The organism is Paraburkholderia sp. RL17-381-BIF-C (genome assembly GCF_046026435.1).
Lineage (GTDB): Bacteria > Pseudomonadota > Gammaproteobacteria > Burkholderiales > Burkholderiaceae > Paraburkholderia.
Map to the genome: position 1 here is coordinate 20,480 of NZ_JARESX010000058.1, position 25,337 is coordinate 45,816.

The window sequence follows — 25,337 nt, forward strand, 5'->3', positions numbered from 1 at the left end:
ACCATGAGTCGGCGAGAAACTTTCGGCAACTATGCGGTGTTCGCGCTGGGCGTCATGACGTTCGCAACGACGGTGTTTGCCGTTTGGCAGCACTTTTCGCCGCTACCGTACGGCGACTCATGGGACGGCGCGATTGGCTTCTATATGCGCGCCAAGGAGCATCCCTGGCAAGCGTTCTTCGAACAGCATAACGAACATCGCCTGACTTTCTCGCGACTGATCTTTTTCGTCGACATCCGTTATTTCGGCGGTCGAAACGTCTTCTCCCTCATTTCCAATCTCGTGCTCGCGGGTGTGCTTGCGGCCGCATTTTTTCGCATCACGATCCACTACCGTCCCACCCTCCCGCGGCAGATGCGCTTCGGACTGGCCGGCGCGATCCTTGTATTCGCCTTCTCGTGGCTGCAGAGGGAAAACTTCACGTGGGGATTTCAGAGCCAGTGGTTCGCCGTTTATTTCTTTGCGCTGCTCGCGTTCCACTCAATCGATCGTGCCGGCGAGGCCAATGCCGGCAACGAACCCGCAAGACGGTCCGGGTGGCTGACGGCAGCACTGGTCAGCGCGTGGTTCGCGGCATACTCGATGTCGAGCGGTGTACTGGTCCTTCCCGCACTCATCGTCCAGGCACTCTACGTGCGGCTGAAACCGCGCGAACTGCTGGCAATCGTCGCCGTGACCGTTGCCGTATGGCTTGCCTATTTCATCGACTGGCATAAGCCGGGGAGTAGCGGCACGCTGATAGCCGGCGTGCGCGAGCATCCCATTGCCGCGCTTCGCTATGTGCTGCTCTATCTGGGTTCGCCGGCTTTTCAGATTCGGACTGGCCTGGTGGGAGCCTATGTCGCGGGCGTTCTGGTGGTAGCGGCGCTCGCAGCAAACTGCTTAAGAGTCTTGCGGCCCGGTACCGATCGCCCGCAGGGTGTGGCCTTGCTTGTATTTGCACTATTCATCGCGGGCAATGCGATGCTGACGGCAAGCGGGCGGCTTTGGTTCGGGCTGGAAACAGCGCTGGCGTCCCGCTATACAACTGCCTCCCTGATGGGCTGGCTCGCACTGATCATCTTTACTGCGCTAAACAGCCGGACACCGGAACAACAGCGGCGCGTCGTCTTCGTTGCGGTGCTCTCAACCTTGGCCGTCGCTTCAGGTCAACGCTTCTTCGTTCGGGCCGATCGTGATGAGACTTACGCGCGCTTAGTCGCGGGCCTTGCGCTGCGGGCTCATGTCTATGACCCGGCGATCATCCGGCCGGTCTATCCGTTTCCGGACGTCCTGCCGACCACCGCACGGGCAGCCGAGGCGGCACAACTGACCATTTTCGCGCCGGATCAACCCGACTATCTGGTACCGCCGAATCAGGTCGACGCGCCTTTGCTTTGCGATGGCAGCATCGACGACATCTCAGCCACCACGCCCCCCGGCATGTTCCGGGCGACGGGCTGGATTTACGACCAGGCAGACAAGCGCACGCCGAGAGCGGTCATCGTTACCGACGCCGCCGGTGCGACGCTCGGAACGGGTGTCATCGGCGCTGAGCGAGGCGACGTCCGCAAGATATACGGACGAAACGCCACGTATAGCGGTTGGACAGCTTTCTTCAAGGCGCCGGCAAGCGGCGACATACGGGTCGATGGACAAACGGCTACGGGTGCGTATTGCACACTGAATACCGAAAAACCGATGCCCGCGGCCGCGACGGTCCACTAGGCGCGGCCAATAACGGCCGTCGATGGTTTCCGCCGTTTCTGGAGACGCTTCGGCTTGCTAGTATCATCTAGCCCTTACAAAGTTGCTGAACGCCCCATTCAAAGAGTTAACGCATGAATCAAACCCGCATCCTTCTTCCAGGCGGTGCCGGCCTCGTCGGCCAGAACCTCGTCGCGCGACTCAAAGCGCGCGGGTATGGCAATCTGGTCGTGATCGACAAACACAAGGCCAACCTGGAAGTGCTTCGCACGGTCCATCCGGACGTCACGGCAATTTACGCTGATCTCGCCGAGCCGGGCGGTTGGGAACAGCACTTCGAAGGCGCGGATCTCGTGGTGATGCTGCAGGCGCAGATCGGCGCCCCCACCCTCGAGCCGTTCATTCGGAATAACATCACGTCCACACGAAACGTGCTCGATGTGATCAAGCGCAATCAGATTCCGTACACCGTGCACATCAGCTCTTCGGTTGTGAATTCCGTCGGCGAAGATTTCTATACCGACACGAAGCGCGAGCAGGAGGAGATCGTGCTCGCCTCGGGCATCGAATGCGTGGTATTGCGGCCCACGTTGATGTTCGGCTGGTTCGACCGTAAGCACCTAGGTTGGCTGTCGCGCTTCATGCATCGCGTGCCGGTTTTTCCGATTCCCGGCAGCGGCAAATACATGCGTCAGCCGCTCTACGTCGGCGACTTCTGCAACGTGATCATCAGTTGCATCGAGTCACGCATCAAGGGCCAGGCATTCAATATCACCGGCCTCGAACGCGTGGACTACATTGACATCATCAGACAGATCAAGCGCGCCACCCGCGCACCGTGCGCGATCGTGCGCATTCCGTATGGTCTCTTTTACGTGCTGCTGAAAGTCTATGCCATGTTCGACAAGAATCCGCCATTCACCGCAGACCAGCTCAAAGCGTTGACGGCCGGTGACGAATTCGAAGTGATCGACTGGGAAGGTATCTTCAAGATCCGCGCTACGCCATTCGCAAAGGCGATGGACGAGACCTTCAACGATCCGACGTATAGCCACATCGCACTGGAGTTCTGAGTAGAGCCACGTTATGAGCGAACAACGCATTGCAGTACTTGGCGCCGGGCCAATGGGTCTCGGTGCAGCATACCAACTCGTCAAAGACGGGCGCAAACCGGTCATTTTCGAAGCGGACGACCGGGTTGGCGGAATGGCCGCATGCTTCGACTTCGGCGGCCTCTCCATCGAGCGCTACTATCACTTCCACGCGATTTCCGATCACGCTTTCTTCGAAGTACTCCGCGAGCTTGGCCTCGAAGAAAAAATGCAGTGGCGCGAAACGAAGATGGGCTACTTCTATCAAGGCCGCGTGCAGCCGTGGGGCAACCCGATGGCGCTCCTTAAGTTCAAAGGGCTGAGCCTGCAGGCCAAATTCCGCTATGGCTTGCATGCGTTTCTGTCGACCAAGCGCAACGACTGGAAGCCGCTCGATCACGTTGAAGCAACGGGCTGGATTCGCCGCTGGATTGGCGAGGAAGCGTGGGAAGTATTGTGGCGGCGTCTGTTCGACTACAAGTTCTACGACTACGCGTACAACCTCTCCGCAGCCTGGATCTGGAGTCGTATTCGCCGTATCGGCCGCTCGCGCTATAACCTCTTTCACGAAAAGCTCGGTTACCTCGAAGGCGGCTCCGATACCTTGCTGGAAGGTATGCGCCGTTATATCGAGGCCAACGGCGGGGAGTTTCGGCTTGGCACACCCGCGCAGAAAGTCGTAATCGAGAACGGCAAAGTCCAGGGTCTTGAAGCCGGCGGCGAGTTCGTCCCGTTCGACAAGGTCATCAGCACGATTCCGCTTCCCTATGTGCCGCGCGTGATGCCGGATCTGCCCACTGACATTCTCGATGCCTTCCGCAGCGTCAAAAACGTAGCGGTGGTGTGCATTATCGCGAAGCTGAAGAAACCGGTAACCGAAAACTTCTGGCTGAACACCAACGATCCGGAGATGGATATTCCCGGCATTGTTGAATACACAAACCTGCGGCCGCTCGATCATCACGTCGTCTACGTGCCTTTCTATATTCCGGGTGAACATCCGAAGTATCAGGAACCGGATTCGGCGTTCATCGACAAAGTGAAACGCTATCTGATGAAAATCAACCCGGCGCTGAAGCCGGACGATTTCATCGACGTCCGGGCGAGCCGGTATCGCTTCGCACAACCGATTTGCGAGCCAGGCTATCTCGACCGACTGCCTCCGATCCAACTGCCGGTGGAAGGCCTGCTAGTGGCCGACACGTCTTACTATTACCCCGAAGACCGTGGCATCTCGGAGAGTATTGGTCTGTCGCGCAAGATGGCGAGGATGATATGACCCGGGCGCATGCACTCGCCAAGCGCACCTTCGTCTCGAAGAGCTTTCTGCTGTTTCTGTTGACCGGCGGCTTTGCGGCCGCGGTCAATTGGGGCAGCCGGATCGTCTACAACATGTGGATGCCGTACTCGGCGGCCATTGTCATCGCGTATATCACCGGGATGATTACGGCGTTCATTCTGGCGAAGCTGTTTGTGTTTACAAAGAGCACACAGTCGACAGGGAGGTCAGTCTTCTTCTTTACGCTTGTCAATCTGGTTGCCGTCGTGCAGACCTGGGTTGTGAGTGTCGGGTTGGCATACTACCTGTTCCCACGGATGGCAATCACCTGGCATGCGCGGGATATTGCGCATGCCGTCGGCGTCGCTGTGCCGGTGTTCACGAGCTACGTGGGGCACAAGCGGTGGAGCTTCAAGCATTGAGAGGCACGTGTGACTTCAGCCACCGGGGGCTACTGCCTGGTCGCGCGATCCCTTGCAGGATTCGCTGCGGCGAATCGCCTCGCCGCAGCGCTTGAAAGGAGTGTACGTAAAGTAGACGATCTATGCGCACATACGATCAATGCAATGGTTTTACTTCTGCCCGGAACACATCCCCGGGCGGCGCGTGGACCAGGAATTCGCCGCCTTGCGTAGACACGATCTCGTAGGGATACCACGGAACCGCGAATCGCGATGCGCTGTTCACCAGCATCAGCAATAACAGCAACGCAGCGCCGTAGCGGGCAAGCGCAATTCTGCTTTTGGTAGCGACGATAACGAACGTCCACATGCACAGAATCAGCGGAACGAAGGTGTACCGCGCACTAACGCCTGACCATCGGACGGGCAACTCCGGCGCGTCACTCCGCACGACGCCGAGCATCCAGAACACGATGGCGAGCGCGAATGCGATCACGCAGGCGGTGCGCCATTTGCCTGGCAAAGCCGCCACACACGCCAGAACCGCAGCGAACAACGCGAATGAAACGTAGAACATCCACTTGCCCAGACCATTGATCCACCGATCCGCGAGCACGAAGTCGAGCACGAAATAGTGGAAAAACGCCCCGCCCCAACCAAAGTGCAAATATTCTATTGCTGCGTGCGCCGCCGGATGGTTTGGCGGGCTTGTCATTAACGTCACGAGTTGAATCAGGCCGCAGGCCATGACGACCAAAAGCGGCAACGTGCAGATGCGCTTTCCAGACCACTTCAGGTGAGCCATGATGCCCAGCGCGGCAACGGGCGAAAACAGAATACTGAACGGCCCCGTAAGAGAGAGCAGACCGATCGCGACGCAGCGGCCGAAAATCAATCTGGTGTCGGTGCGCTGCATGCAATCCCAAATCATCGCGATTAGCACGGGCGCGAGCACCCATTGAAGATTCGTGATGTTCAACCACGCCTCACCATTGTGAGGAATGAGAACGGGTGACAGGCCTATCAGATAGGCGCCGGCGCGCGGTAGATAGCGCGCAGCGATCACATACAGATACATACAGGAAGTCACGGTCGCGAACGTCGTTAGCCAGACGAACGCATGCGGCGTCGCCATGACTGGTCTGAACCACGTGCACACGTACACAAGAATGCGCGGAACCGCATGCAGGTATCCCGCATATGGCGTGATAATGGCTTGAGCGCCTAGTTCGAATCCTTCTTTAATGAAAATGGGCGCGTCTTCCGCCCACAGGTAACCGCGTGTCAGTCGACCGTGCATGCGGATGAAAAGCACGACAAGAGCCAGAATGATTACAAACACGCGGTCGGCTGACGACCGGCGTGACAGCATGTCGTTCTCGACGGTACGAACCGGGGCTATTTGAAACTCGGCCATCGTTATCGCAATACAAAGGAAGTAATCATCGACCAGCACTCGATTTGATCGATCATGGAATGTCGCTTTTACTTTGCGGACCCCGACTTGTCGGCCTCAGGCATCGTCTCCCGAATTTTCTGATGTGCATTCACATTGGCCGAACCCGAATTAATCGGAATTCTTGAGGGATCCAGCACGACGTGTTTGATCATTTTTCGCTTCCACGTATAAGTTATGTGGACCAATCCATCACTCGCCTGTATTACAGCCGGATATGAGAACTCCTGACCGGCTTCGTTCTCGAGATCGAGTACGGTGTGCCATTCCTGATGGTCGTCCGATACCAACACGGTAAGACGGCCGCGCCCCCTATCCTCTGCTAAAAGAGGCGTCGGGTTGAGAACCAAAAGATCGCGGCCATCGGACAAGGTCACCCCGTCGATCCCCGAGTTTGGATTCAAAATTGGTAGCCGCGTAATTTGCGACCAGTGACGCCCATAGTCGATTGACGACAAACTGACCACGTACCCATTGCGGGTTCTGCCCAACGCTTGAAGATGGCCACCATGATGGTTAAATATTGTCGGCTGAATTGCGTCCACGGGTTCTTGCGGCTTGGGCGGCTCAACCTCTTGCCATGAGTGGCCGCCATCATGAGACAACGCGAACCGGATTTGCCAACCGGATTTTTCCGTACTTCCCGGAGAGACGATCGTTCCGTCTTCGAGTTCAATAGGCTTATTCTTCGCTGGCCCTGTGACCCCATCGGGAAGGTGTTCCGGACTGGACCACGTTCGCCCGTGGTCGCGAGATACGATTCGCATCGGCCACCAATTCTGCGACGTTGCGCCCACGGTATAAAAAAGCGTAATAGGTCCATTACGAGGCGAAAAGAGAACGGGATTCCATACCGGAAGTCTCGTACCGTCCGACTGAACACCATTCGCGACTTCGATTGGGGTCGCCCAATGCCCTTGTGTTCTGCGAGAAAGCCAGATCCCCGTGTTGGTCGCCTGCTCTCGAGTGCCTCCAAACCACGCCGCAAGCATCCACCCATTGCCGGCGAGTACGGTTGAGGCGTGGCTGAAATTGGTAACGCAATGTGGGTTGACGCGCTCGCTCAAAACGACGGGCGAGCCGGTATGGAATTGCGACGCGGCAAGTGCACCGTTTGCCGCTTGGACCATACATAGAACAATTAACAACTTACTGGCCCGAGAAAACATATTGTCCCCTGCGCGATTGTTGGCGCTTGCTCGAAGAAGAACTCTGGGCGTAGGGCTCAAAGATGAATTCGGCTACCAATTGTAACCTTCTGTTACGACAAGATTGTGTCCGGTGAGCGGTTCCTGTCCGCGAAACACGGACTTTTCGCACTTCAGCGACTCCCACCGAGAAAGGCAAACGTAAATAAGTAAAGTAAAACTCATAGAATTCGTCATACCGGTCCGAGACAGTCTTGCGGAACTGCAGCCCGGTATGAAATCGTTCGCGGGGCCGCCTGCTGGCACATTACGGATAAAGGTTGCCGCCATCCGCAGAACATCGTGGCGTCTTCGGCGACAATCGGCGGCGCAAGATCCGGGCACAGTTTTGTGACGGCACCTCAACCAACCTGTTCATTACAAACGCAAGAACCAGTGCGCCACAAATCGTGGCGATCCAGACAGGAACCGGCCCGAAGCGCGTATATAGAATGACTAGCGAAACGCTCAGTATCACGTAGTGGTTGAGATATAGGCTGTAAGAGATTTTCCCCAACCAATGCCCAATCGAATAAACACGACCTTCTTTAATGGTGAAGGACAGCGCCATCAGCAAAAATGCTCCGATTGAAACCCCGAGGTCTCCGAAAATGCGTTCACCAATGCTCCAAGGATTGTCGAACGGATAAGCGAACAGAACCAACGCCGCGATCCAGCACATGGCGCGTGACTTTGGTTGCAATAAGACAACTCTGTCAACAATCTGATATCTACAGGAATAGAACCACGCACCTATGACAAAGAACGTACCGTAGTGTGTCGTCAGAAGCGCATCCTGAAGCGGCCAGGGAACGCGGGTAGGCGATCCAGCCAGCGCTGCAATGCCGATGAGCGTCGAACTCAGTACTGCCGCGATAACAGCCCTGAATCGAAAGCGGTTGACGAGAAAGGCAATGATCGGGAATGCTAACGACCATCTCATCTCATGCACAATCGACCACATGGGCGGATTTATCGCGCCAGTATCGTAGCTACCTATCATTTTCAGATGATCAAAGACCACCTGCTTATCAAGGGCGGGGTGCGCTGTGTACATCCAGCCGCGCTCCCAAACATAGCCCGCGTGACCGACAAGCCAGTAGAGCCCAACCGCTACCGCGAGCGACGCCAGGAATGGAGGGTAGAGCCGGACAACCCGCGCCGCTGCAAACGTAAGGTAACGGCGCGAACTCAGTTCGCCATACATATGCGCGAGCGCATAGCCGCTGAGCATGAAGAACACGATCACCGCCTGATGGCCGGCCCAGAAAACACGCAGAGGAGTCCATTTCAACCATCCCCACAGCGGCTCGACCTTGTAAAGCCCTGCCACCGTCGTATGTGCGAAAACGACGATCAAGGCCGCATAGCCCCGCAGCATGTCTAGCGACTGCGCTCGGTCCTTTCCTGCGTCCATCGAATCCACCATGAGTCGCCTCTTCCACCGCACATTTTCAAGACAACGATTTTACCAGTGATTATTCCGGGATTTCTCCGTTCCCTCGATTCAACGGGAGCGGAATCGCCCCTATGCAAGACGTCCATTGGTGGAGCGCGCCCCCGGCGCAAAACACTCTGCCGCGATTGCAGGTCGATTTTCAGATGCCGTACGACAAAGTGACCTCAACGCTTAGCGCGCCGTTTTGATGGTCGTCGCAAATGAATCGCTCGGCGGCGGCGATATCCGGTACGAAACGGCACCGCCGGTCACTAGCGACGTAATGCTCGTCGCGGGCCATTTCACGCTTGCAAAACCATTGACGCTGCAAATGCAAACCAGTAGCAGGAGCACGCTGGCTGCCAACTTTGCTGCAGCACCGTTCGCCGTTGAAAGGCCGATGACAAATGTCCAGAAGCAGAATATGAACGGTACGTAGAGATACCTCGATCCGCCCATCGACCATCGCATGGGGATGTCCGTGCGCCCAAACCGCGCTATGCCAAGCGCCCAGAAGAGGACGGCGAGAAAGAGAAGTGCGACACAGGCAAAACGATAATTCCTAGGCGTCTTGTATAACGCATATCCGCAACATGCGATAGCGACAAGCAACACGCAAATACGCAGAGCATTAGGCCATTTATCGTTCAGTGAAGCAGGACTTATAAAATCCAGAACGAAAAATCGAAGGAAAGAACGGATCCAATTAAAATCAGCCGGATTGAATTTGACCAAACCGCCTTGCGAGTTCGCGTGCAGCAAGCACGCAACCTGTGCCGTAATCGCCAATCCGTAAGCGACGAACAATCCCCACGTGCGGTGCGACCAATTACGCCGCCCTTTGATCCAGGCAGCGCCAATCACGAACACGCTAAACACCAGGCCGAACGGGCCAGTGAGAGCAAGCAGCACGATCAGCACCGAGTCGAGATAAAACACTCGCGCCGGAAAAACCTGTTCGGCCACGAATTCTCGCCAAAGCAGAACGAGAAGTAACGGGCCAAGGATCCATTGGAGATTAGTCACGGTTAGCCATATTTCGCCATCCTGAGGTACGACAGTCAGCGCAAGCGCGAAACACACGGCCGCAACCCGGCCGAGATGGCGATGCACAGCGGCAAATAGCAGCGTGGCGGCGCCGGCGAGCACGATCGCGCAGATCCACGCGAGGACTAGCGGTGCATGGGCAGGCGAGCCCACTGATGCGTACGCCGCGACGATCAGGCGCGGAACGGCGTGAAGATAGCCTGCGTACGGTACAAATATCGACCCCAATCCCTGGTCGTAGCCACCCTTGAGAAAGATGGATACGTCTTCTGCCCAAAGAAACCCTTGTGTCAGGCGCTCCGGCATGCGCGCGAAAGTCAACCCGAGAGTTATTGCGAAAATGGCTAACAGATAGATCCCATTGCATGCCTCGGCATTCATCGGCAGCCCATTCGAACTGGGCGTGATGGGCGCCCCCGCTGCCCAATTAGGATCTCTGGAATTCATAACTTTTTATTGGTCGATACGAGATGTGCACACGGACAGCAATTGCTGCAATGCAGGCGCATGCGGGCGAGCGCAACTTGATGCGCGACCCGCCACTACGGGTGCAATATTAACTAAGACTGAGCAAAGAATGCCTTCAAAATGGCCACAATCTGCGCGCCTGCCGTCCCGTCCCCAAACGGATTCCTACCAGCGGACATCGCCTGATAAGCAGCGGCATCGTCGAGCAACCGTGCGGTCTCGCGAACGATCGTATCGACATCCGTACCCACCAGCTTATTCACACCCGACTCGACGCCTTCCGGCCGCTCGGTGACATCGCGCATCACCAGAACCGGCTTGCCCAACGCAGGCCCCTCTTCCTGAATGCCGCCGGAATCGGTCAGGATGATATGACTCGCCGCCATGAGCCGCTGGAACGGCTTGTAAGTCAGCGGCTCTTCCAGATAGATGCCCGCCTGACCGCTCAACACGCGGTTGACCACCTCCCGGACCTTCGGATTCATATGCACCGGATAGACGATGCGCACATCCGGATGCGCCTCGGCGATTTTCCGCAACGCGGTGCAGATGTTTTCGAACCCAGGCCCGAAGCTCTCGCGACGATGCCCCGTCACCAGCACGATTCGCCGCCCTTCCGCGAGCGCGGCCTCGACGCGTTCCGGCAACGCGACATGCTCGTGCTTCAGGCGCTCGAGCATCAGATACAACGCGTCCACCACGGTATTGCCCGTCACGAAAATGCGGTCCGCAGGCACCTGCTCCGCCAGCAGATTCTTCTTCGACAATTCCGTCGGCGCGAAGTGGACGTCGGTCACGAGTGACGCCACGCGCCGATTGAGTTCCTCCGGAAACGGCGCGGCCATGTCGTGACTGCGCAGTCCGGCTTCGATGTGCCCGACGCGAATGCGTCGATAGAACGCCGTCAATGCGGCCACCTGTACCGTCATCGTATCGCCCTGCACGAGGATGATGTCAGGCGACTGCGCGGCGAGGAATTCATCGATCGCGGTGAAGAGTCGCGCGCTAAGTCCGGCCAGTGACTGATTCTGCGACATCACGTCGAGACTCGCGTCCGGCGTCACGCCGAAGTCCGCGAAAGCCTGCATCAACATTTCCCGGTGCTGCCCGACCGAACACAGGCACACGTCGAAATCATCCGGAGCCGCGCGCAGGGCCTGCACGACCGAAATGACCTTGATCGCTTCCGGCCGCGTGCCGGCAAACACCACTACTTTCTTCTTTGCCATGGTAGATATCCTTTGAAACCGGCAGCTTTAGACCACTTCGGGCCGCGCATCGGTCAACTTGAAGTAACGGCTTTGACGCTGCGGCAGATATGACGCATAGCGTACGCAATCGGCGTTCGTGCGAGCCAGGATAGCCGCGAAAATTTCCGCGTGCCGCGTGTAGGCTTCCGTCGGCGTCATGGACTGGAACGACTGCTGCAGACCCTCGCGCGGCTTGCGCACCGGCCGCTCTGCGTGTTCGACCATCGTTCTGGCCAGTTCGTCGCGAACCGCGGGCAAATCCCACTCGTTGGCGATGGCCTGATAAAACTCGGCGCCGTCCAGTGTCGACCAGTCGTCACGATAGGCGCGAATCACCGTGCTTGCGTCGCCAATCAACTGTTCGCGAGCGCCACCGACGTCGGTGGCGATGACCGGCGCGTTACGCTGCAGCGCCTCCGATATCGCCAGACTCCAGCCTTCGGTAAAGGACGGCATCACGACCGCGCGCGCCAGATCGACGAATCGATAGACGTCGGACCGGTAACCCGGCATCGACACCACGCCTTGCAGGCCATGATGCGCAATGCGCTCCTGGAGCCGCGCGGCGTAGCCGGCATCGGCGTGTTTGCCGAGTATCACGAGGCGGATGTCGGGCCGCTTCGCATGGGCGATCGCAAACGCGTCGATCAGCAAACCTTGCCCCTTCACCGGGTTGATCGAAGCGACGTTGACGAACACCGGACTATCCGCCGGAAAGCCGAGTTCCTCGCGCAGCGCGAGGTCGCGCTCCGGTTCGAGCAGGGGCTTCGCGCTGCCCGAGTCGCAGCCGTTGGGCACGACGATCATGCGATCCGCGCTCAAGCGCAGATTCACATCGGCGAACATGGCGACGTTGGCGGACACGCAGATATAGGCGTCCGTCACTTCGTCCACGCGACGCCACTGCTCCTTGCCTGCGGCGTCGAGCCACATGTACATGTTATGGACGGTCTGCACAAACGGGATGTTCAGCGAAGCGCAGATATCGCCGAGCGACAGCGAATAGTGCGCATTGACGAGCGCGACCCGCCGCTCGACCAGCACTGCGCGAAGCTCAGCGGGATCAGCCGGCAGACGCACGTAGTTAAATTGGCGTTGCTTGAGTTCGGCCTCGGCCTCGGCCGCGATTTCGCCGGTGACGCCGAGCATCGGCTGAAAGCCCATCTTGCCCAAACGTTCCAGCAGATCGAAGACGACACGCTCGAGACCGCCCACCATGAAGCTATCAACTTGCAACATGACGACCGGCGCGACCGACGGCTTGAAGACGGCAGCATCCGGCACGATCAGCGACTGCGTGCTATTGATCGCCTTCCAGAAACGGCGTGCGGAATCGACGATATTCGCGGGCGCTGCCTCGATCACCATAGGGTGCAGCAACGCCAGTCCCAGGAACACCTGATGGTCGAGCGCGATACACAAGTCCACATGATCGTAGACCTCACTGCGCAATGCGTACGGATTGTCGCCGGCCTCGAACACCACGACGACAACCACGCCGGGCGGTTGCGGCGTCAAAGACGGCACATCGGCGGCGGCGATGATTTTCAGTTGCGTATCAATGGCGTTCAGGTCGCTCGCGCCACGCTCGCCTGCCGGCAAAACGGACGAGAGCGTTTCACTCGACGCCCAGCGCGGCGCGTCCGTGTCGAACTGCCCGAGCCACTGCGCGACGCGCCGTTCGTCGAGCAGCAACGGCGCATTGGGAAAGCGCTTGACGGGCGCCGGGGCCGGTGGAGGAGCCGGCGCCGGAGCAACCGGTGCGGGCTGACGTGACCGGCCCGCTGCGCCGAGCCGCCGCGAAAGCGCACGAAACGCGCGGCGCAACCGGGCCTTCAAGGTTCGCGCAGCCAACGCACGCAGCGTCTCGCTAATGAGTTGTTGATCCGCCAGCGCCGATGCGAGGCGAGACTTTTCCGTTTCATCAGCAGCAACGATCTGTCTGAGAGCAGCCACTTCCCTATCCCTCTCGCTAATCACGCCTTCGAGGCGATCCAGTTGAATCCTGCCTGCGTGGATCACGCCTTCAAGACGATCCGCCTCGTGCCTACCCGCCTGAATCACGCCTTCCAGGCGAGCCGCCTCGTCTTTACCAGCCTGGATCACGCCTTCGAGGCGAGCCTCCTCGCCCTTGCCTTGCTGAATGACGCCTTCCAGACGCTGTGTCTCACCGTACAAGAAGGTATTTCGCTCCAGCAGGACTTCGATCTGCGTGTCCTTTGCTTCGAAAACACGCTCATAGAAGCCACGGTGCTCACGCCATACCAGCCCCGGCCGATATTCGGCATCGGCGAGATAATTCAGAAGATAAGCACACCGCGCACCCAATTCGGCCAGTTGGGAAACTTCCGGCAGCCCGAAGCTCAATGGCTTCGCGAGGTCGCCGAGAATGTTGACCCAGTCGCCCGACAGCACCCGCTGGACTTCCTGCACCGCTCGCTCGAGACACCGGCGCGCGGCCTCATAGTCACGGCGAATCACGGCGAAGCTCGCCGCCAGGTCGAGCGCGGCAACCGTCTTGGTCGCCAGCAGCGGACTAAAAGGAACCGGGTCCAACGCGGCGCACTTCAACGCCCACGATTCGGCCCCCTCCAGATCGCCTACCGCCTGCAAGAGTTTTGCCGCCACGTAACTCTGCGAGATCGACCATCGCAAATACTGCGCGTCGCCCTTGTTCGTATCGACGTACGCCTGAATTTCCGCCACACATGTGCGCACCGTTTCCGCCGAAGCCCGCGCCGCGAGCACGCGATACGCGTGGCCACAAAGCGCCGCGCCGTAGTCGGCGGTGTCGTGCGGAGCCTGCTCCAGGACTCGCGCTTGCAGGCTTCCCAATTCGGCGTCGTTATTCATGCGCGTGCCCATGGTCACCATGCTCCTGAAGAGCCATGGATTCACCATGCTGCGCCCGTCCGGCAGTACGTTGAACGCGGGCGAATCGGCGTGCTCGTACATCGTATCGACGAATGCCGAGGCGTCCGCGCCGACGGGATCGCGCATCGAGACGACGATCAGGTGGCCGTCACCGGCTGCGGTGCGCTCGTCGAGTGCGATCTTGCGCCATGCGAAGTCCGACGGCGCATCCGGCGGCGAAACAAACGCGCATTCCGGCAGCCAGTCTGTGTGAGTCGAACCTGTAGCCGAACGCAACAGTTCGACAGGAGACTGCGTTTCGACTGAAGCGTCGCCCACGCTTTCCAGCGCGCGAAGCCCCAGAATCAACCGCCCACCGGGCCGCACGATGTCGGCGAGTCGCGGCCAGTCGAGCGGCGCGAAACGACGAAGGTCGCGGCAAATCACCACGTCGAAAGAATGGCGTGCAAGACCGCGCAATTCCTCACCGGACCACGGCCTGAAATCGACACGTCCGGCGACGCCATATTGAGTCAACGCATAGCCGCACCGCAGCGCGTCCGGCAAGACGCCCAGCACGTGGCGCGCAGTCGAGTTCTGCGCGACGATGTAGGCGCCGCTGCCGGCCATATCGTCCAGCACGAGAACGGTGTCGCCGACCCGAACGAAACTGTCGATCTGCGTCACTTCGGCGACTGCCGTTCGCGACGCCCGGTCGGTATGCCGCAAGGCATCTTCGGCTAGCGCCGGACTTTGGTCCATCGACGCGTTCGCAGCACGCTCGAACGCGCAGACTTCATAGCCGCCCAACGGGGGCAGCGGATAAGTCAGCCGCGCGAAACTCAAACGGGCGTGAATGCGGAACCCGAGTTCGAAGGCGCGTTTTTTAGTGCGCTCGGCGGATGGAGCGTCGATCCCGCCCTGCGTGACCGGGGCCACTAGCGCGACGTTCGCGATACCCGCATCCGCGATCAGCTTGAGCCAAAGCGCCGCGTCGGCGGCCTGGCCGTCCGGCGGGAGAACCACGATTGCCGCGTCGAAAGATTCGCGCTGGGTCATGTCGAGAGCGGGCGCCGTAGCGGACGCCGCCTCGATCCGATTGGACACGAACCGATGATCGGCTTGCGCGCCGCCATCCGCGTCGAGCGAAAGCGCGTGCGGGTCGGTTCCCGCGGCCAGCAGGAAGTCGAGTGCGAGAGCGGCGTGCGCGCCCACGTACAGGATCTTGCCGTGCCCGAAACAGGTTACGCACTGGCGCAAGCATGCTCGCACATCGTGGCTTGAAAACACGGTCATACAGTCAACACCAAGGTTTTGTACGGCGAGCCGTTTTGTCGAAGAACGTCAGTCGCACCGGTTGGCGCGCTGACAGGCGTTGACTTACGAGGCTTCGCCGGTGGGTGCTTCAAGTTCGGCGCGCATGTGCAGATCGCAAACGCCGCCGAAGAAATGCGTGTCGACACGCGCGCGGACCATGAAGAAGGCCGCCTCGTCGATCCAGTGCAAGATCGCCTGGTCGGAGAAATTCATCGACTCCTGGTGAATCAGCGACGCCTGCACTTCGTAGAAGTTTTCGCCGAGCGCGCAGCGGTCCATCGTAAAGACGACGGAATGCTCCTCGCCCGCGCGAAACTTCCGGTTCCAGAAAATAAAGCCGTCCTGCTTCGCCGCGATCAGTTCAGCGTCCTGGTTGAATGTCCCCCAGGAATACATCTTGATGCCTTCCTTGTTGCGGATACGCAGATTGACATAGAGCTTGTCCATGTCCTGACGGATCGAGAACTTCACCACGACCTTGATCGTGTCGCCCGTGTAAAACGTGGTGCATTGCTCGCCCGCGCCGTCCAGTACGGAGACGTCCGTAATCATCGCTTCCAGGCTGCCGAATTCGAATTTGCCTCCTTCGTTGCGGGCCTCGCTTTCCACCTGATCCGTTGCGTCCGCGACATCCGACACCGCTTCCGCGAGATGTCCCTCCGCGGCTGCGGCCGCGAGCGGTTGCGCCGCTTCGGCGGGCGCAGCGGGCGTGGCGGGCGCATCAGGCGCGGCCGGCTCCGCGGGCGCGGCCAGCGCCTCAACCTTCGCGGCTGTGTCCGCTTTCAACGCCTGCTTGTGCTCGGCGATCTCCTTCTGCTTCGCGAGGTTTTCCTCGTCGTGCAACAGCTTGCGATAGGCCAGCACGACTTCGCCCGACGGCCCTGCCGCCATCACCTCGCCGTGGTGAAGCAGAATCGCGCGGTCGGTAAACGTCCGGACCGATTCGATGTCGTGCGACACGAACAGAATCGCGACGCCACGATCGCGAAGCTGGCGAATGCGTTGATAGCATCGCTTCTGGAACAGCGCGTCGCCCACCGCCAATGCCTCGTCGACGATCAGGACATCCGGGTTCAGTTGCACCTGCACCGCGAACGCGACACGCACCATCATCCCGCTCGAGTAGTGCTTGACGGGCTGGTCGAAGAAATCGCCGATCGCCGCGAAGCGGATGATCTCCGGCATCGCCGCGTCCATCTCCTTGCGCGTCAGACCGAGAATCGAACCGTTCAGGTACGCGTTCTCGCGGCCCGTGAACTCCGGATTGAAGCCGCTGCCCAGTTCGAGCAGGGCCGCTACCCGGCCATGCACCTGCACGTCGCCCTGCGTGGGCGACAGCACGCCCGCAATGATCTGCAGAAGCGTCGATTTACCGGCGCCGTTGCGGCCCACGATACCTACCGCTTCGCCCTTCTTCACGTCGAAGGAGATGTTGCGCAGCGGCCAGAATTCGCCGAAGAACTGACGACGGCCACGAAGGAGCATCTGCGCCAGCCGATGATGAGGCTTCGCATAAAGTTCGTAACGCTTGCTCAGCTCGCGAACGTGGATAGCTATATCGTCCAAGACCACTCTCTTTGTTGATGAACAGCTTTAAAGCAAGCTGTAATCGGAAGCCAGCCGCCCTGCGTGCGCGGCGGCCCCGGTTGAGCCGACTAGGTCAGCGCCTCGATGAGTTCCTTCTCGCCGGTGGCCTTCTGCTCGACCAGCCGCTCGCAGATCTGCCTGTTATGCGCGGCCATTTCCATGCGCGTCGCCGCGTCGGGAATGCGCCCCTTGGCGAAATCCTCGACACTCACGTAACGCATGCCATACGTGTTGAAATCGCCGATATTGGGCGTATCCACGATGGGAACGATGCCGAATGCCAGATACTCGATCAGCTTGGTCGGGCAGGACACGTGGTTCACCACCATGTCGTCCCGCAAAATGAAACCGAAATGGCACTGCTGATAGACCTGGTTGAGTTCAGCACGGGTCGCACTCGCCACATGGAAGTTCGGGTGGGCCTGAACCTCGGGTGACGCCGCGTTTCGCATCACATCGATATCCGGCGTGTACATCCACCAATCGGCGCGATCCAGGGCTCGCGCAATCACGTTCAGCATGGCGGGTACGTTTTGCCACTTCTGCGTGCCGCCGGCATAAATGACTGTAGGTCGGCCGTCCTTGTAAGGCCGCGCGGCTTCGCTGCCCTCTTCCAACGCGAAGATGGGCAGTACGATGACTTTTGCCCGCAGCAGTTCGCGATACTTGTGCGCGAGGTAGTTACCCATTGCCTGCGAAACCACGATCACGCGGTTCGCTTTCTCCGCAGCCATCCGTTCACAGTCGTCATGAATGCGCGCGGAGAAGAAATCATTGTGCATCCGAAACTCTTCGGGTACGACACCATGCACATCGAGCACCCATTTCAGGCCCGGTACGCGAAGCGCCGCTTCCGCCGCGGCATTCGGCATGCGCAACACGCTGTGGAAATAAGCGCGCTTGAAGCGACGTGCCAGCAGCGCCACGACGCGGCGCTGATTGACCGACGACAACGAGATATTCAGGACCCAGGCGTTATGGGCCGCCCGCTCGATAAAGGGCTTCGCCTCCGGATGGTCCCGCACATCGCAATACACCCGGTGCTTTGAAGGAAACAGCGAGTCGATCGCCTTGACGCGCTGAAAGTAGCCGTCCCGCTCGCGCTCCTTGGTCGGATACGGTGCGAAGAAAAGAATTCCGTTGCTGTCGAACAGCAGTTGCAACAGTTCGTATCCGCGGACCAGCTTGCTCACCTTTGAAGTGGGGAACTGCGCCGCGCGCGCCAGCCGGTTCATCGCACGTTGCATCAGACCGAGCGGCTTGTCTTGCGTCCTGGCGGCTTGTATGACCGTCAGTTCATGGGCCATTCCCGACGTTCTCGCGACCAGCGCGTCCAGATCACGAGCCAGCGTTTCGAAGCGGACCGCCATGCGTTGCGTGATTTCGGGCGAGACACCTTCACTTTCCGCCGACAGGTATTGCTCGATGTCCGCGGCAATGGCGCTGATCGCCGGCAGCAACGAGGCCGCCGACGCAGGCTCATCGACCTGCCTCCCCATCACCATTGAACGCAGGTCGGTCAACTGCTCCGCCTGGTTGCGCGCAATCTCGCCGCTGAGGTGTCTGGAATAGGCTTCGAGGCCCTCCACGAGGGTGCGCATTTGCGTGGCGTACAGGTGATGCGTTTCGAGGTGAATCGGAAAGCGCTTCGGCGAGGCGATCGCAAACAACGAATCCTGCATCCAGGCGGTCACGGACAGGCGCGTGCGGTCCTTCCATGCGCGGCCGTGCTTCTCTTCGAAGCGGGCGCGGTTCTGCGCTGCGAAGCCCTGCGCCTCGACGACATCCAGCTTGCCGAACGACGCCGATCCCCAGTGATGGATATACACGTCGCGGGCCACGTGCATCTTGAAGCCACCTTCGAGGATGCGCACGCAATGGTCATCGTCTTCGTAAGCGCCTGGAAAGAAGCGCTCGTCGAGCCTGCCCACGCGCTCGATCAGTTCGCGGGAAAACAGCACACAGTAGTAGCTCAGGAAGTCGCTATCGACCGTCAAACCGAGCCAGCCTTCCCGCCGGCGGATCGCGAATTCGGTGAGCGCCGGCATGTCGAGCACGGCGCTGCCCTCGCCCAGCCTGTTGCGGTCGCCAAGCTGGTAAGGAATGGGGATTCCCTGCTCGTTGTTCGACGCATTCGTCAGCGGGCCGATCGCATCCTTATCAGCCGCGACCAGGTAATCGAGCCAATGGTCGGTGACGATGACATCGCTATTGAGCAGGCAGATGTGCGTAATGGTCGGATCCGCCAGACAGTACTCGATGCCGATGTTGTTGCCACCGGAGAAACCGAGGTTCTTGTCCTGCTGAAAAAACTGACCTTGCAAGCCATGCTGTGCGACCGCGTTCTCGAACGTGGCCTGCACGGCGGCGCGTTCAGCCGGCCGCGATGCGTTATCGATCGCGGCCACCACGAATTCCGTATCGCTTCGGGTCTTGATCAGACTCTCGATCGCAAGCGCGAACACCTCCGCCGAGTTGAAGGTGACGACAACGATACCAACACGCGCCTTCTTGCTATTCATTATATTAATCCAATGCCTGCCGACGTTAATTCGACTTATATCTTTTGGCGAAACGTTTAAAGCACATCAGGAAATCCCTTTTTGGATTTCATGAAAAACCAGTAACATGCGCTTAGAAAAGCAATGGACACGGCCAGTTGAATAATCATTCCCACCGGGTCCGGCCATTCGCCAAAGAAAAATACGTGCCGAACATTTTCCAGTACCGGCGTAAAAGGATTCATCGCGACCGCGAATCTGAGGATTTGCGGCACCATATCGAGCGGGTAGAAGACCGGGCTCAGATACATGATCGCCATGGAGAGCGGCGGGACCAGCAGCTTGATATCGGGCAGATACACGCCGAGCGACGCCAGCAGATAAGTCAAACCCAGCACGGCGAAAAACATCGGCAGAAGAACCACCGGCAGCGCAATCGAGGACAGCGGCGGCAAGCCGACGAACACCAGATTGAACACGAGCAGAAGGCCGTAGCCGATCGCGGCGTTCACGACCGCGGACACGGTAATCGCGAGCGGCAATACTTCGAGCGGGAACACGACCTTTTTGATAAAGTTCGGATTCTCCCGCATCAGCATCGGCGCGCGCAGAAAACACTCCGAAAAGAACGTGTAAGTAATCAGTCCACTGAAAAGAATCAATGCGGAAGCCTTACTGTTTAAGGTGCCACCCGACCAGCGCGCCTTAAACACCACGCTAAAAACAAAGAAATAGACCAGCAATGTGAGGATTGGCGTAACGAGCATCCAGACGGAGCCAAGCGCCGAGCCACGGAATTTAGTCGCAAGGTCACGGCGGACAAAATCCCACAAAAGCGACCGATGCCGCAAAACTGAAATTTGCATTGATAGATTCCGACAAACCGTTCGCGCCTCGATCGTCAAACCGATGCAAACGGTGCTAAAAATTCCGGCGGCGTGTTTGCGAGCGCGCCGGAACGTAATGAATATTTCTGGATACAGCCGCCGTCATCTTAACCCGGCATTCTGCCGCAGCGAACTGAACCCAGTCAAATCAGGCCTTTACCGCAGCCCCGCCCCGCGCGCCGCCTGGCCGACGCGCCGACGCAAGCGTGCGTGGGCGCCACTATTCGAACTGACCGATGCGTGGCGGCGACGCGAGCGTAAACGGCAGAACCTCGCAGCTGAGCGACAGATTGGGGTTGTACGCGGGGTCCCGTTCGAACCAGCCTTCCCAACGTGCCTCCATGCGGCGAATTTCGCTCAGGAAACGTTCGTACTTGGCGGGGTCATGGTCCGAGCCGCGGGTCGCCGATTCGTGGTGGTACAACTCGGCGTACGGCGTCCAGATATTGCGGTAGCCCGCTTTGACGAGCTTCATGCAGAAGTCCACGTCGTTGAAGGCGACCGCCAGATCTTCTTCCAGACCGCCCACTTCGTCGTAGACCGACTTCTTGACGACGAGACATGCGGCAGTCACGGCCGACAGATTCTGCGTCGCAACCGCGCGGCCGAAATAGCCGAAATGCCCGCGCTTCATCATGTGATGCATATGGCCGGCAATACCGCCAAGACCGATCACCACGCCACCGTGCTGCAACGCGTCATTCGGATACCACAAACACGCACCCACCGCGCCGGCACGCGGCAAATGGGCAAGACTGACCATTTCATTCAGCCAGTCCGGCGAGATAACTTCAATATCGTTATTCAGCAGACACAAATACTCACCGGTCGCCAAACGGGCTGCGTGATTATTCAGCGCGGAGAAATTGAACGGCGATTCATCGCGTAAAACACGCACATTGGGACGCTGCGACACCTCATCGAAATATCTCAGCGTTTCTGGCCTCACACTGCCGTTATCGACGATGATGATTTCAAAGTTCTGATAGAGCGTGCGCGCGAAAATACTGTCGATACATTGCTTGAGCAATGCGAGTCCATCGCGGGTCGGGATGATAATCGACACTTTGGGCTGTGGACTCGGCAGCGTATAACGCACGCGCAGCACGCCGAGCGTTTCGATCGGGTGCTCGACCGTCGCGCTGATGTTCGCCCGCTTCAAGTGGTCTTCCAGAGCGCGAATGCCGGCAACCAGCGCATAAGGCTTCTCGCTGCCGCTGCCCGCCGTACTGCCGGGAACGATTCTCCAGTGGTAGAGCACATGCGGAATGTGAATCACGCTGTCGTCGCCGGCAAGCTCGACGCAACGCAGAGCCAGGTCGTAATCCTGGCTGCCTTCGAAACCCTTTCTGAATCCGCCCGCTTCCCGCACCAGCTTCGTCTCGAACACGCCCAGGTGCGAAAACATGTTCTGCGTGAGGAACATCTGCGGATTCCAGTCGCACTTGAAATAAGGCGTGGTCCGCTTGCCTTCCGTGGTGAGCTTGTCTTCGTCGCTATAAAACATCCGCCCTTGCGGATGCAGATTGATGTAGCGCGCCACCATGTAGAGCGCGTGCGGCGGCAGCAGGTCGTCGTGATCCAATAAGGCCACGTATTCGCCCGTGGCGAGCGCGAGCGCACTATTGCTTGCTTCGGAAATGTGGCCGTTCGTCTCGCGGAAGACGACCTTGATGCGGCTGTCGGCCGCGGCGAACTCCTGCAACACGGCCTTGACGTGCGGCTGGGTCGACGCGTCGTCGGCGATGCATAGCTCCCAGTGCGGATAGATCTGCGCCTGAACCGAGGCGATCATTTCGCGCAGCAATCGCTCGTCGCTATTGAACGTGGGCACGACAACCGAGATCAACGGCTTGCGCGTCAACCGATCGAGCTCCGCTTCGATTTCGGTTCGCTTGGCGGGTGTGACGGTGTCATACATGCTGATCCACTCATGGTAGATCTCGTCACGCGGCGGACCGTCGGCGAAGCCGCGACCGCTCTTCAAGCGGCGCACGCGCGCCACGACGCCCGGCAGGCCCTCGCGCCATATCACCGATGCGTAATAGCCCAACGCACTGCCCAAGCCGCCCCTGACCTCGGCTTGACGCTCGATGGTGCTGAAAGCGAGCCGCACCGCCAGCCCGACACGCGAAACCGACCGCAGCGGCGCCGTGAGCCGCCACGAGGTCGAACTACGCAGCGCCGTATTTTCGACTTCCAGCTGCAGAATCCGATTGTTCAACTTGGCGATCGACTCACCGTCGCGCAACGCGTCATCCAGCAGTCTTTCGAGCAAGGCCACGCGCCCCTGAAGGCGGCTCACATCGGCGGTGACATTCGACACCGGCTCGCTCTGGGAAAGGTCCTGACGGACCCCATCCTTCTGCTGCTCATCCAATTTTGTATTCATGCATTTTCCTTCCTGCGCATCCGACGAGGATGACTGCCACCCATAGGGCGCCTGACCAATGGCACCGGCTGCTGCCGAACCGCGTTTCTAAAGCCTGCCCAGGCGCCCGCGAATGCCATCCCATAGTCCGCGCAAGGCCATTTTCAAATGAGCCATCCGCTGTGAGGGCATGAGCGAATAAATCACCAGCCTCACGGGAAATTTGACCAGCTCGGACGACTTCCAGGTCCAGGGGACATACGAACGGCCGATCAGCACGACGGCGTTACGGAACAGGTAGTAATGGCGCAACGGGCTGTGCATGGGATACGCCCGGCCCAGTACGCGAACCGGTTCGCCCCCCAGTTCATGGCTCATGTGCACCCACGGCACGCCCAGCACCCGATACCCTTTTTGCTTGGCACGCACACACCATTCCAGGTCGACGAAATCGATGAAAAGCGCGTCGTCCATCGGGCCAATACTCGACCACCAGCGAAGGTTGATGCACGACCCGGACGAAATCAGAAAATCGACGTCGATGGGCCGATCGCCCTGCGGCGCAATCCTTTCGAGCGTGCCCCACTTGAAGCGCACGAACGGCGCGAGGCCACGCAAGCGCGCATCTTCGTAGGCCGGGCCCGCCAGCGCGACGCGCTCGCCCGAAGCATTCGCCTCGGCGATGACCTTCGGCAATTCGGTGAACAGCGACGCGGGCGGCTCGCTGTCCTGATCGAAGAGGATCGCCATATCGAAGCCGTCGCGAAGCAGCGCCTCGACACCCTGATTGATCGCCGTCGCGATGCCCGCATTCTCACCGTTGGGCAGATAGTCGATGGAGCCGGCCAGTCCCAACTCGCCCGCTGCGCGAATGCCCGGCGTGTTGTCGACCACCACGCAGTGCATCCTCGCCGCGAGCCGGTTCGCCCGCTCGATACAAGCCGCATCCGGATTGTAGAAAACGACGACAGCACCCGCGCGCGATGTCTGCGCTATGTCGCTCAACGCTCGGCCAGACAAAGTTGCAAGGCGTCGCGCCAATCCGGCGCCTCTACGCCGAACGTCCGCGCCAGCTTGTCATTCGACATGCGCGAATTGCCGGGGCGTTTTGCCGGCGTGGGATAGGAAGCCGCCGGAATCGGTTTGACGATGGGTGTTTTCGCAAGGCCGGACAATTCAAAAATAGCCTGCGCAAACCCATGCCACGACGCCGCGCCCGTCGCGGTCAGGTGATAGACGCCAGAATGCGCCTGCCACCAGTCGCTCTGGCCCGGTGCCACGGCCTGCGCGAGCACGTTCGCGCTCAGCGCGGCAATGGTTTTCGACCAGGTGGGCGCACCGATCTGATCTGCGACCACGCTCAGTTCGTCGCGCTCCGCGCCGAGGCGCAGCATGGTCAACAGGAAGTTCTTGCCTCGCGTGCCGTACACCCAACTCGTCCGAAAAATGAGATGCGCGCAACCGCTCGCGGCAATAGCCTCTTCGCCGGCGAGCTTGGTGCGCCCGTACGCGTTTTGCGGATCTGTCGGATCGTCTTCGACGTAGGCGCCTTCTTTCTCGCCGTTGAATACGTAGTCGGTCGAATAGTGAACCAGCGCCGCACCGAGCTTTTTCGCTTCTTCGGCGAGTACGCCCGGCACTTCGCCGTTCACGCGCATGGCGAGATCGAGTTCCTCTTCCGCCTTGTCGACCGCGGTATAGGCCGCGGGATTGACGATCAGCGTCGGCTGAATTTTCCGAACGACGGCACGAACCTGATCCAGATCGGACAGATCCATGGCGGCACGGTCGACAGCGACCACCTTGCCGAGCCCTTGCAGCGTACGTGCAAGCTCGAAACCCACCTGGCCGTTTACGCCGGTGATGAGGATCGTCCGCCTGGCATCATGTGCGCTCATGCGACAACCCCTTAAGCGAAGACTTCGGCATCGGCGAGACGCTTGGCCGCCGCGTCTTTCGCCGCGAGCAACGGGTCGGAGTCGATCGGCCATTCGATGCCGATCTCCGGATCGTTCCAGAGGATGCTGCGCTCGTGCTCGGGATACCAGTAGTCGGTGGTTTTGTAGAGGAATTGCGCGGACTCGGACAACACCACGAAACCGTGCGCAAAGCCAGGCGGCACCCACAATTGCCGATGGTTGTCGACAGACAGCACCACGCCGACCCATTTGCCGAAATTCGGCGAGCTCTTGCGGATGTCGACCGCGACGTCGAACACTTCACCCTCAACCACGCGCACGAGCTTGCCCTGCGCATTCTGGATCTGATAGTGCAGCCCGCGCAGCACGCCTTTCGCGGAGCGCGAATGGTTGTCCTGCAAGAACTCGACGCCGGGCTCGACCTGTTCGGCGAATTCCTGCGCATTGAAGCTCTCGAAGAAAAAGCCTCTCGCATCGCCGAACACTTTCGGCTCGATGATCTTGACTTCGGGCAGTGCGGTAGCGGTTACTTGGATGGCCATGCCACTTGATCCGTAAGAATGTTTTGCAGATATTGCCCGTAGGCATTCTTGGCGAGC

At 59.4% G+C, this 25,337-nt stretch carries 17 protein-coding genes; 4 read left to right on the forward strand and 13 right to left on the reverse strand.

Annotated features, from left to right (window positions below; translation table 11 throughout):
- Nucleotides 1-3: 3 nt before the first annotated feature.
- From P0D70_RS27450 to P0D70_RS27465, 4 genes are all read left to right on the forward strand, one after another.
- Entirely contained in the window at nt 4-1,707 is a 1,704-nt protein-coding gene (locus P0D70_RS27450; protein WP_408186776.1) for a hypothetical protein, read from the forward strand.
- Nucleotides 1,708-1,820: 113 nt separating this feature from the next.
- Nucleotides 1,821-2,759, forward strand: a complete 939-nt coding sequence (locus P0D70_RS27455; RefSeq protein WP_408186777.1) for an NAD-dependent epimerase/dehydratase family protein — start codon at nt 1,821-1,823, stop codon at nt 2,757-2,759.
- A gap of 13 nt (nt 2,760-2,772) precedes the next feature.
- Nucleotides 2,773-4,056 (forward strand): NAD(P)/FAD-dependent oxidoreductase, encoded by a 1,284-nt coding sequence (locus tag P0D70_RS27460; protein WP_408186778.1) that lies wholly within the window; start codon nt 2,773-2,775, stop codon nt 4,054-4,056.
- Entirely contained in the window at nt 4,053-4,478 is a 426-nt protein-coding gene (locus tag P0D70_RS27465; RefSeq protein WP_408186779.1) for a GtrA family protein, read from the forward strand. Before P0D70_RS27460 ends, P0D70_RS27465 begins: the two co-directional genes overlap by 4 nt.
- 136 nt (nt 4,479-4,614) lie before the next feature.
- Here P0D70_RS27465 and P0D70_RS27470 read toward each other — a convergent pair whose 3' ends face one another.
- From P0D70_RS27470 to rfbC, 13 genes are all read right to left on the reverse strand, one after another.
- The gene (locus P0D70_RS27470) at nt 4,615-5,913 is read right to left on the reverse strand and encodes a hypothetical protein (RefSeq protein ID WP_408186780.1); all 1,299 of its coding nucleotides are present in this window, start codon (nt 5,911-5,913) and stop codon (nt 4,615-4,617) included.
- Between the two features lie 29 nt (nt 5,914-5,942).
- Nucleotides 5,943-7,082, reverse strand: coding sequence for a sialidase family protein (locus tag P0D70_RS27475; protein WP_408186781.1), 1,140 nt, complete (start codon nt 7,080-7,082; stop codon nt 5,943-5,945).
- 286 nt (nt 7,083-7,368) lie between these two features.
- Nucleotides 7,369-8,529, reverse strand: coding sequence for an acyltransferase family protein (locus tag P0D70_RS27480; protein WP_408186782.1), 1,161 nt, complete (start codon nt 8,527-8,529; stop codon nt 7,369-7,371).
- 201 nt (nt 8,530-8,730) lie between these two features.
- Nucleotides 8,731-9,966: a hypothetical protein gene (locus P0D70_RS27485; RefSeq protein ID WP_408186783.1), complete on the reverse strand. Its 1,236-nt coding sequence runs from the start codon at nt 9,964-9,966 to the stop codon at nt 8,731-8,733.
- A 179-nt stretch (nt 9,967-10,145) separates the two neighbouring features.
- Entirely contained in the window at nt 10,146-11,282 is a 1,137-nt protein-coding gene (gene wecB, locus P0D70_RS27490) for a non-hydrolyzing UDP-N-acetylglucosamine 2-epimerase (RefSeq protein WP_408186784.1), read from the reverse strand.
- Between the two features lie 27 nt (nt 11,283-11,309).
- Nucleotides 11,310-15,416, reverse strand: coding sequence for a glycosyltransferase (locus P0D70_RS27495; protein WP_408186785.1), 4,107 nt, complete (start codon nt 15,414-15,416; stop codon nt 11,310-11,312).
- A 120-nt stretch (nt 15,417-15,536) separates the two neighbouring features.
- On the reverse strand, nt 15,537-17,039 hold the full coding sequence (locus P0D70_RS27500) for an ABC transporter ATP-binding protein (RefSeq protein ID WP_408186786.1): 1,503 nt from the start codon (nt 17,037-17,039) through the stop codon (nt 15,537-15,539).
- A gap of 89 nt (nt 17,040-17,128) precedes the next feature.
- The gene (locus P0D70_RS27505; RefSeq protein ID WP_408186787.1) at nt 17,129-19,582 is read right to left on the reverse strand and encodes a glycosyltransferase; all 2,454 of its coding nucleotides are present in this window, start codon (nt 19,580-19,582) and stop codon (nt 17,129-17,131) included.
- 56 nt (nt 19,583-19,638) lie between these two features.
- Nucleotides 19,639-20,427 (reverse strand): ABC transporter permease, encoded by a 789-nt coding sequence (locus P0D70_RS27510; RefSeq protein ID WP_408186788.1) that lies wholly within the window; start codon nt 20,425-20,427, stop codon nt 19,639-19,641.
- Between the two features lie 241 nt (nt 20,428-20,668).
- On the reverse strand, nt 20,669-22,840 hold the full coding sequence (locus P0D70_RS27515; protein ID WP_408186789.1) for a glycosyltransferase family 2 protein: 2,172 nt from the start codon (nt 22,838-22,840) through the stop codon (nt 20,669-20,671).
- Between the two features lie 87 nt (nt 22,841-22,927).
- The gene (locus P0D70_RS27520) at nt 22,928-23,824 is read right to left on the reverse strand and encodes a glycosyltransferase family 2 protein (RefSeq protein WP_408186790.1); all 897 of its coding nucleotides are present in this window, start codon (nt 23,822-23,824) and stop codon (nt 22,928-22,930) included.
- Complete coding sequence (rfbD, locus tag P0D70_RS27525) at nt 23,821-24,717, reverse strand: dTDP-4-dehydrorhamnose reductase (RefSeq protein WP_408186791.1); 897 nt, start codon at nt 24,715-24,717, stop codon at nt 23,821-23,823. The genes P0D70_RS27520 and rfbD overlap by 4 nt, the downstream gene beginning before the upstream one ends.
- A gap of 11 nt (nt 24,718-24,728) precedes the next feature.
- Nucleotides 24,729-25,280, reverse strand: coding sequence for a dTDP-4-dehydrorhamnose 3,5-epimerase (gene rfbC, locus P0D70_RS27530; RefSeq protein WP_408186792.1), 552 nt, complete (start codon nt 25,278-25,280; stop codon nt 24,729-24,731).
- Nucleotides 25,281-25,337 lie beyond the last annotated feature (57 nt).

Bases quoted from the DNA above. Each gene is read 5' to 3' on its own strand.
- P0D70_RS27510 (WP_408186788.1), bottom strand. From the start codon at position 20,427: ATGCAAATTTCAGTTTTGCGGCATCGGTCGCTTTTGTGGGATTTTGTC.
- P0D70_RS27465 (WP_408186779.1), top strand. From the start codon at position 4,053: ATGACCCGGGCGCATGCACTCGCCAAGCGCACCTTCGTCTCGAAGAGC.
- P0D70_RS27515 (WP_408186789.1), bottom strand. From the start codon at position 22,840: ATGAATACAAAATTGGATGAGCAGCAGAAGGATGGGGTCCGTCAGGAC.
- P0D70_RS27475 (WP_408186781.1), bottom strand. From the start codon at position 7,082: ATGTTTTCTCGGGCCAGTAAGTTGTTAATTGTTCTATGTATGGTCCAA.
- rfbC (WP_408186792.1), bottom strand. From the start codon at position 25,280: ATGGCCATCCAAGTAACCGCTACCGCACTGCCCGAAGTCAAGATCATC.
- P0D70_RS27455 (WP_408186777.1), top strand. From the start codon at position 1,821: ATGAATCAAACCCGCATCCTTCTTCCAGGCGGTGCCGGCCTCGTCGGC.
- P0D70_RS27505 (WP_408186787.1), bottom strand. From the start codon at position 19,582: ATGAATAGCAAGAAGGCGCGTGTTGGTATCGTTGTCGTCACCTTCAAC.
- P0D70_RS27480 (WP_408186782.1), bottom strand. From the start codon at position 8,529: ATGGTGGATTCGATGGACGCAGGAAAGGACCGAGCGCAGTCGCTAGAC.
- rfbD (WP_408186791.1), bottom strand. From the start codon at position 24,717: ATGAGCGCACATGATGCCAGGCGGACGATCCTCATCACCGGCGTAAAC.
- P0D70_RS27450 (WP_408186776.1), top strand. From the start codon at position 4: ATGAGTCGGCGAGAAACTTTCGGCAACTATGCGGTGTTCGCGCTGGGC.
- wecB (WP_408186784.1), bottom strand. From the start codon at position 11,282: ATGGCAAAGAAGAAAGTAGTGGTGTTTGCCGGCACGCGGCCGGAAGCG.
- P0D70_RS27485 (WP_408186783.1), bottom strand. From the start codon at position 9,966: ATGAATGCCGAGGCATGCAATGGGATCTATCTGTTAGCCATTTTCGCA.
- P0D70_RS27460 (WP_408186778.1), top strand. From the start codon at position 2,773: ATGAGCGAACAACGCATTGCAGTACTTGGCGCCGGGCCAATGGGTCTC.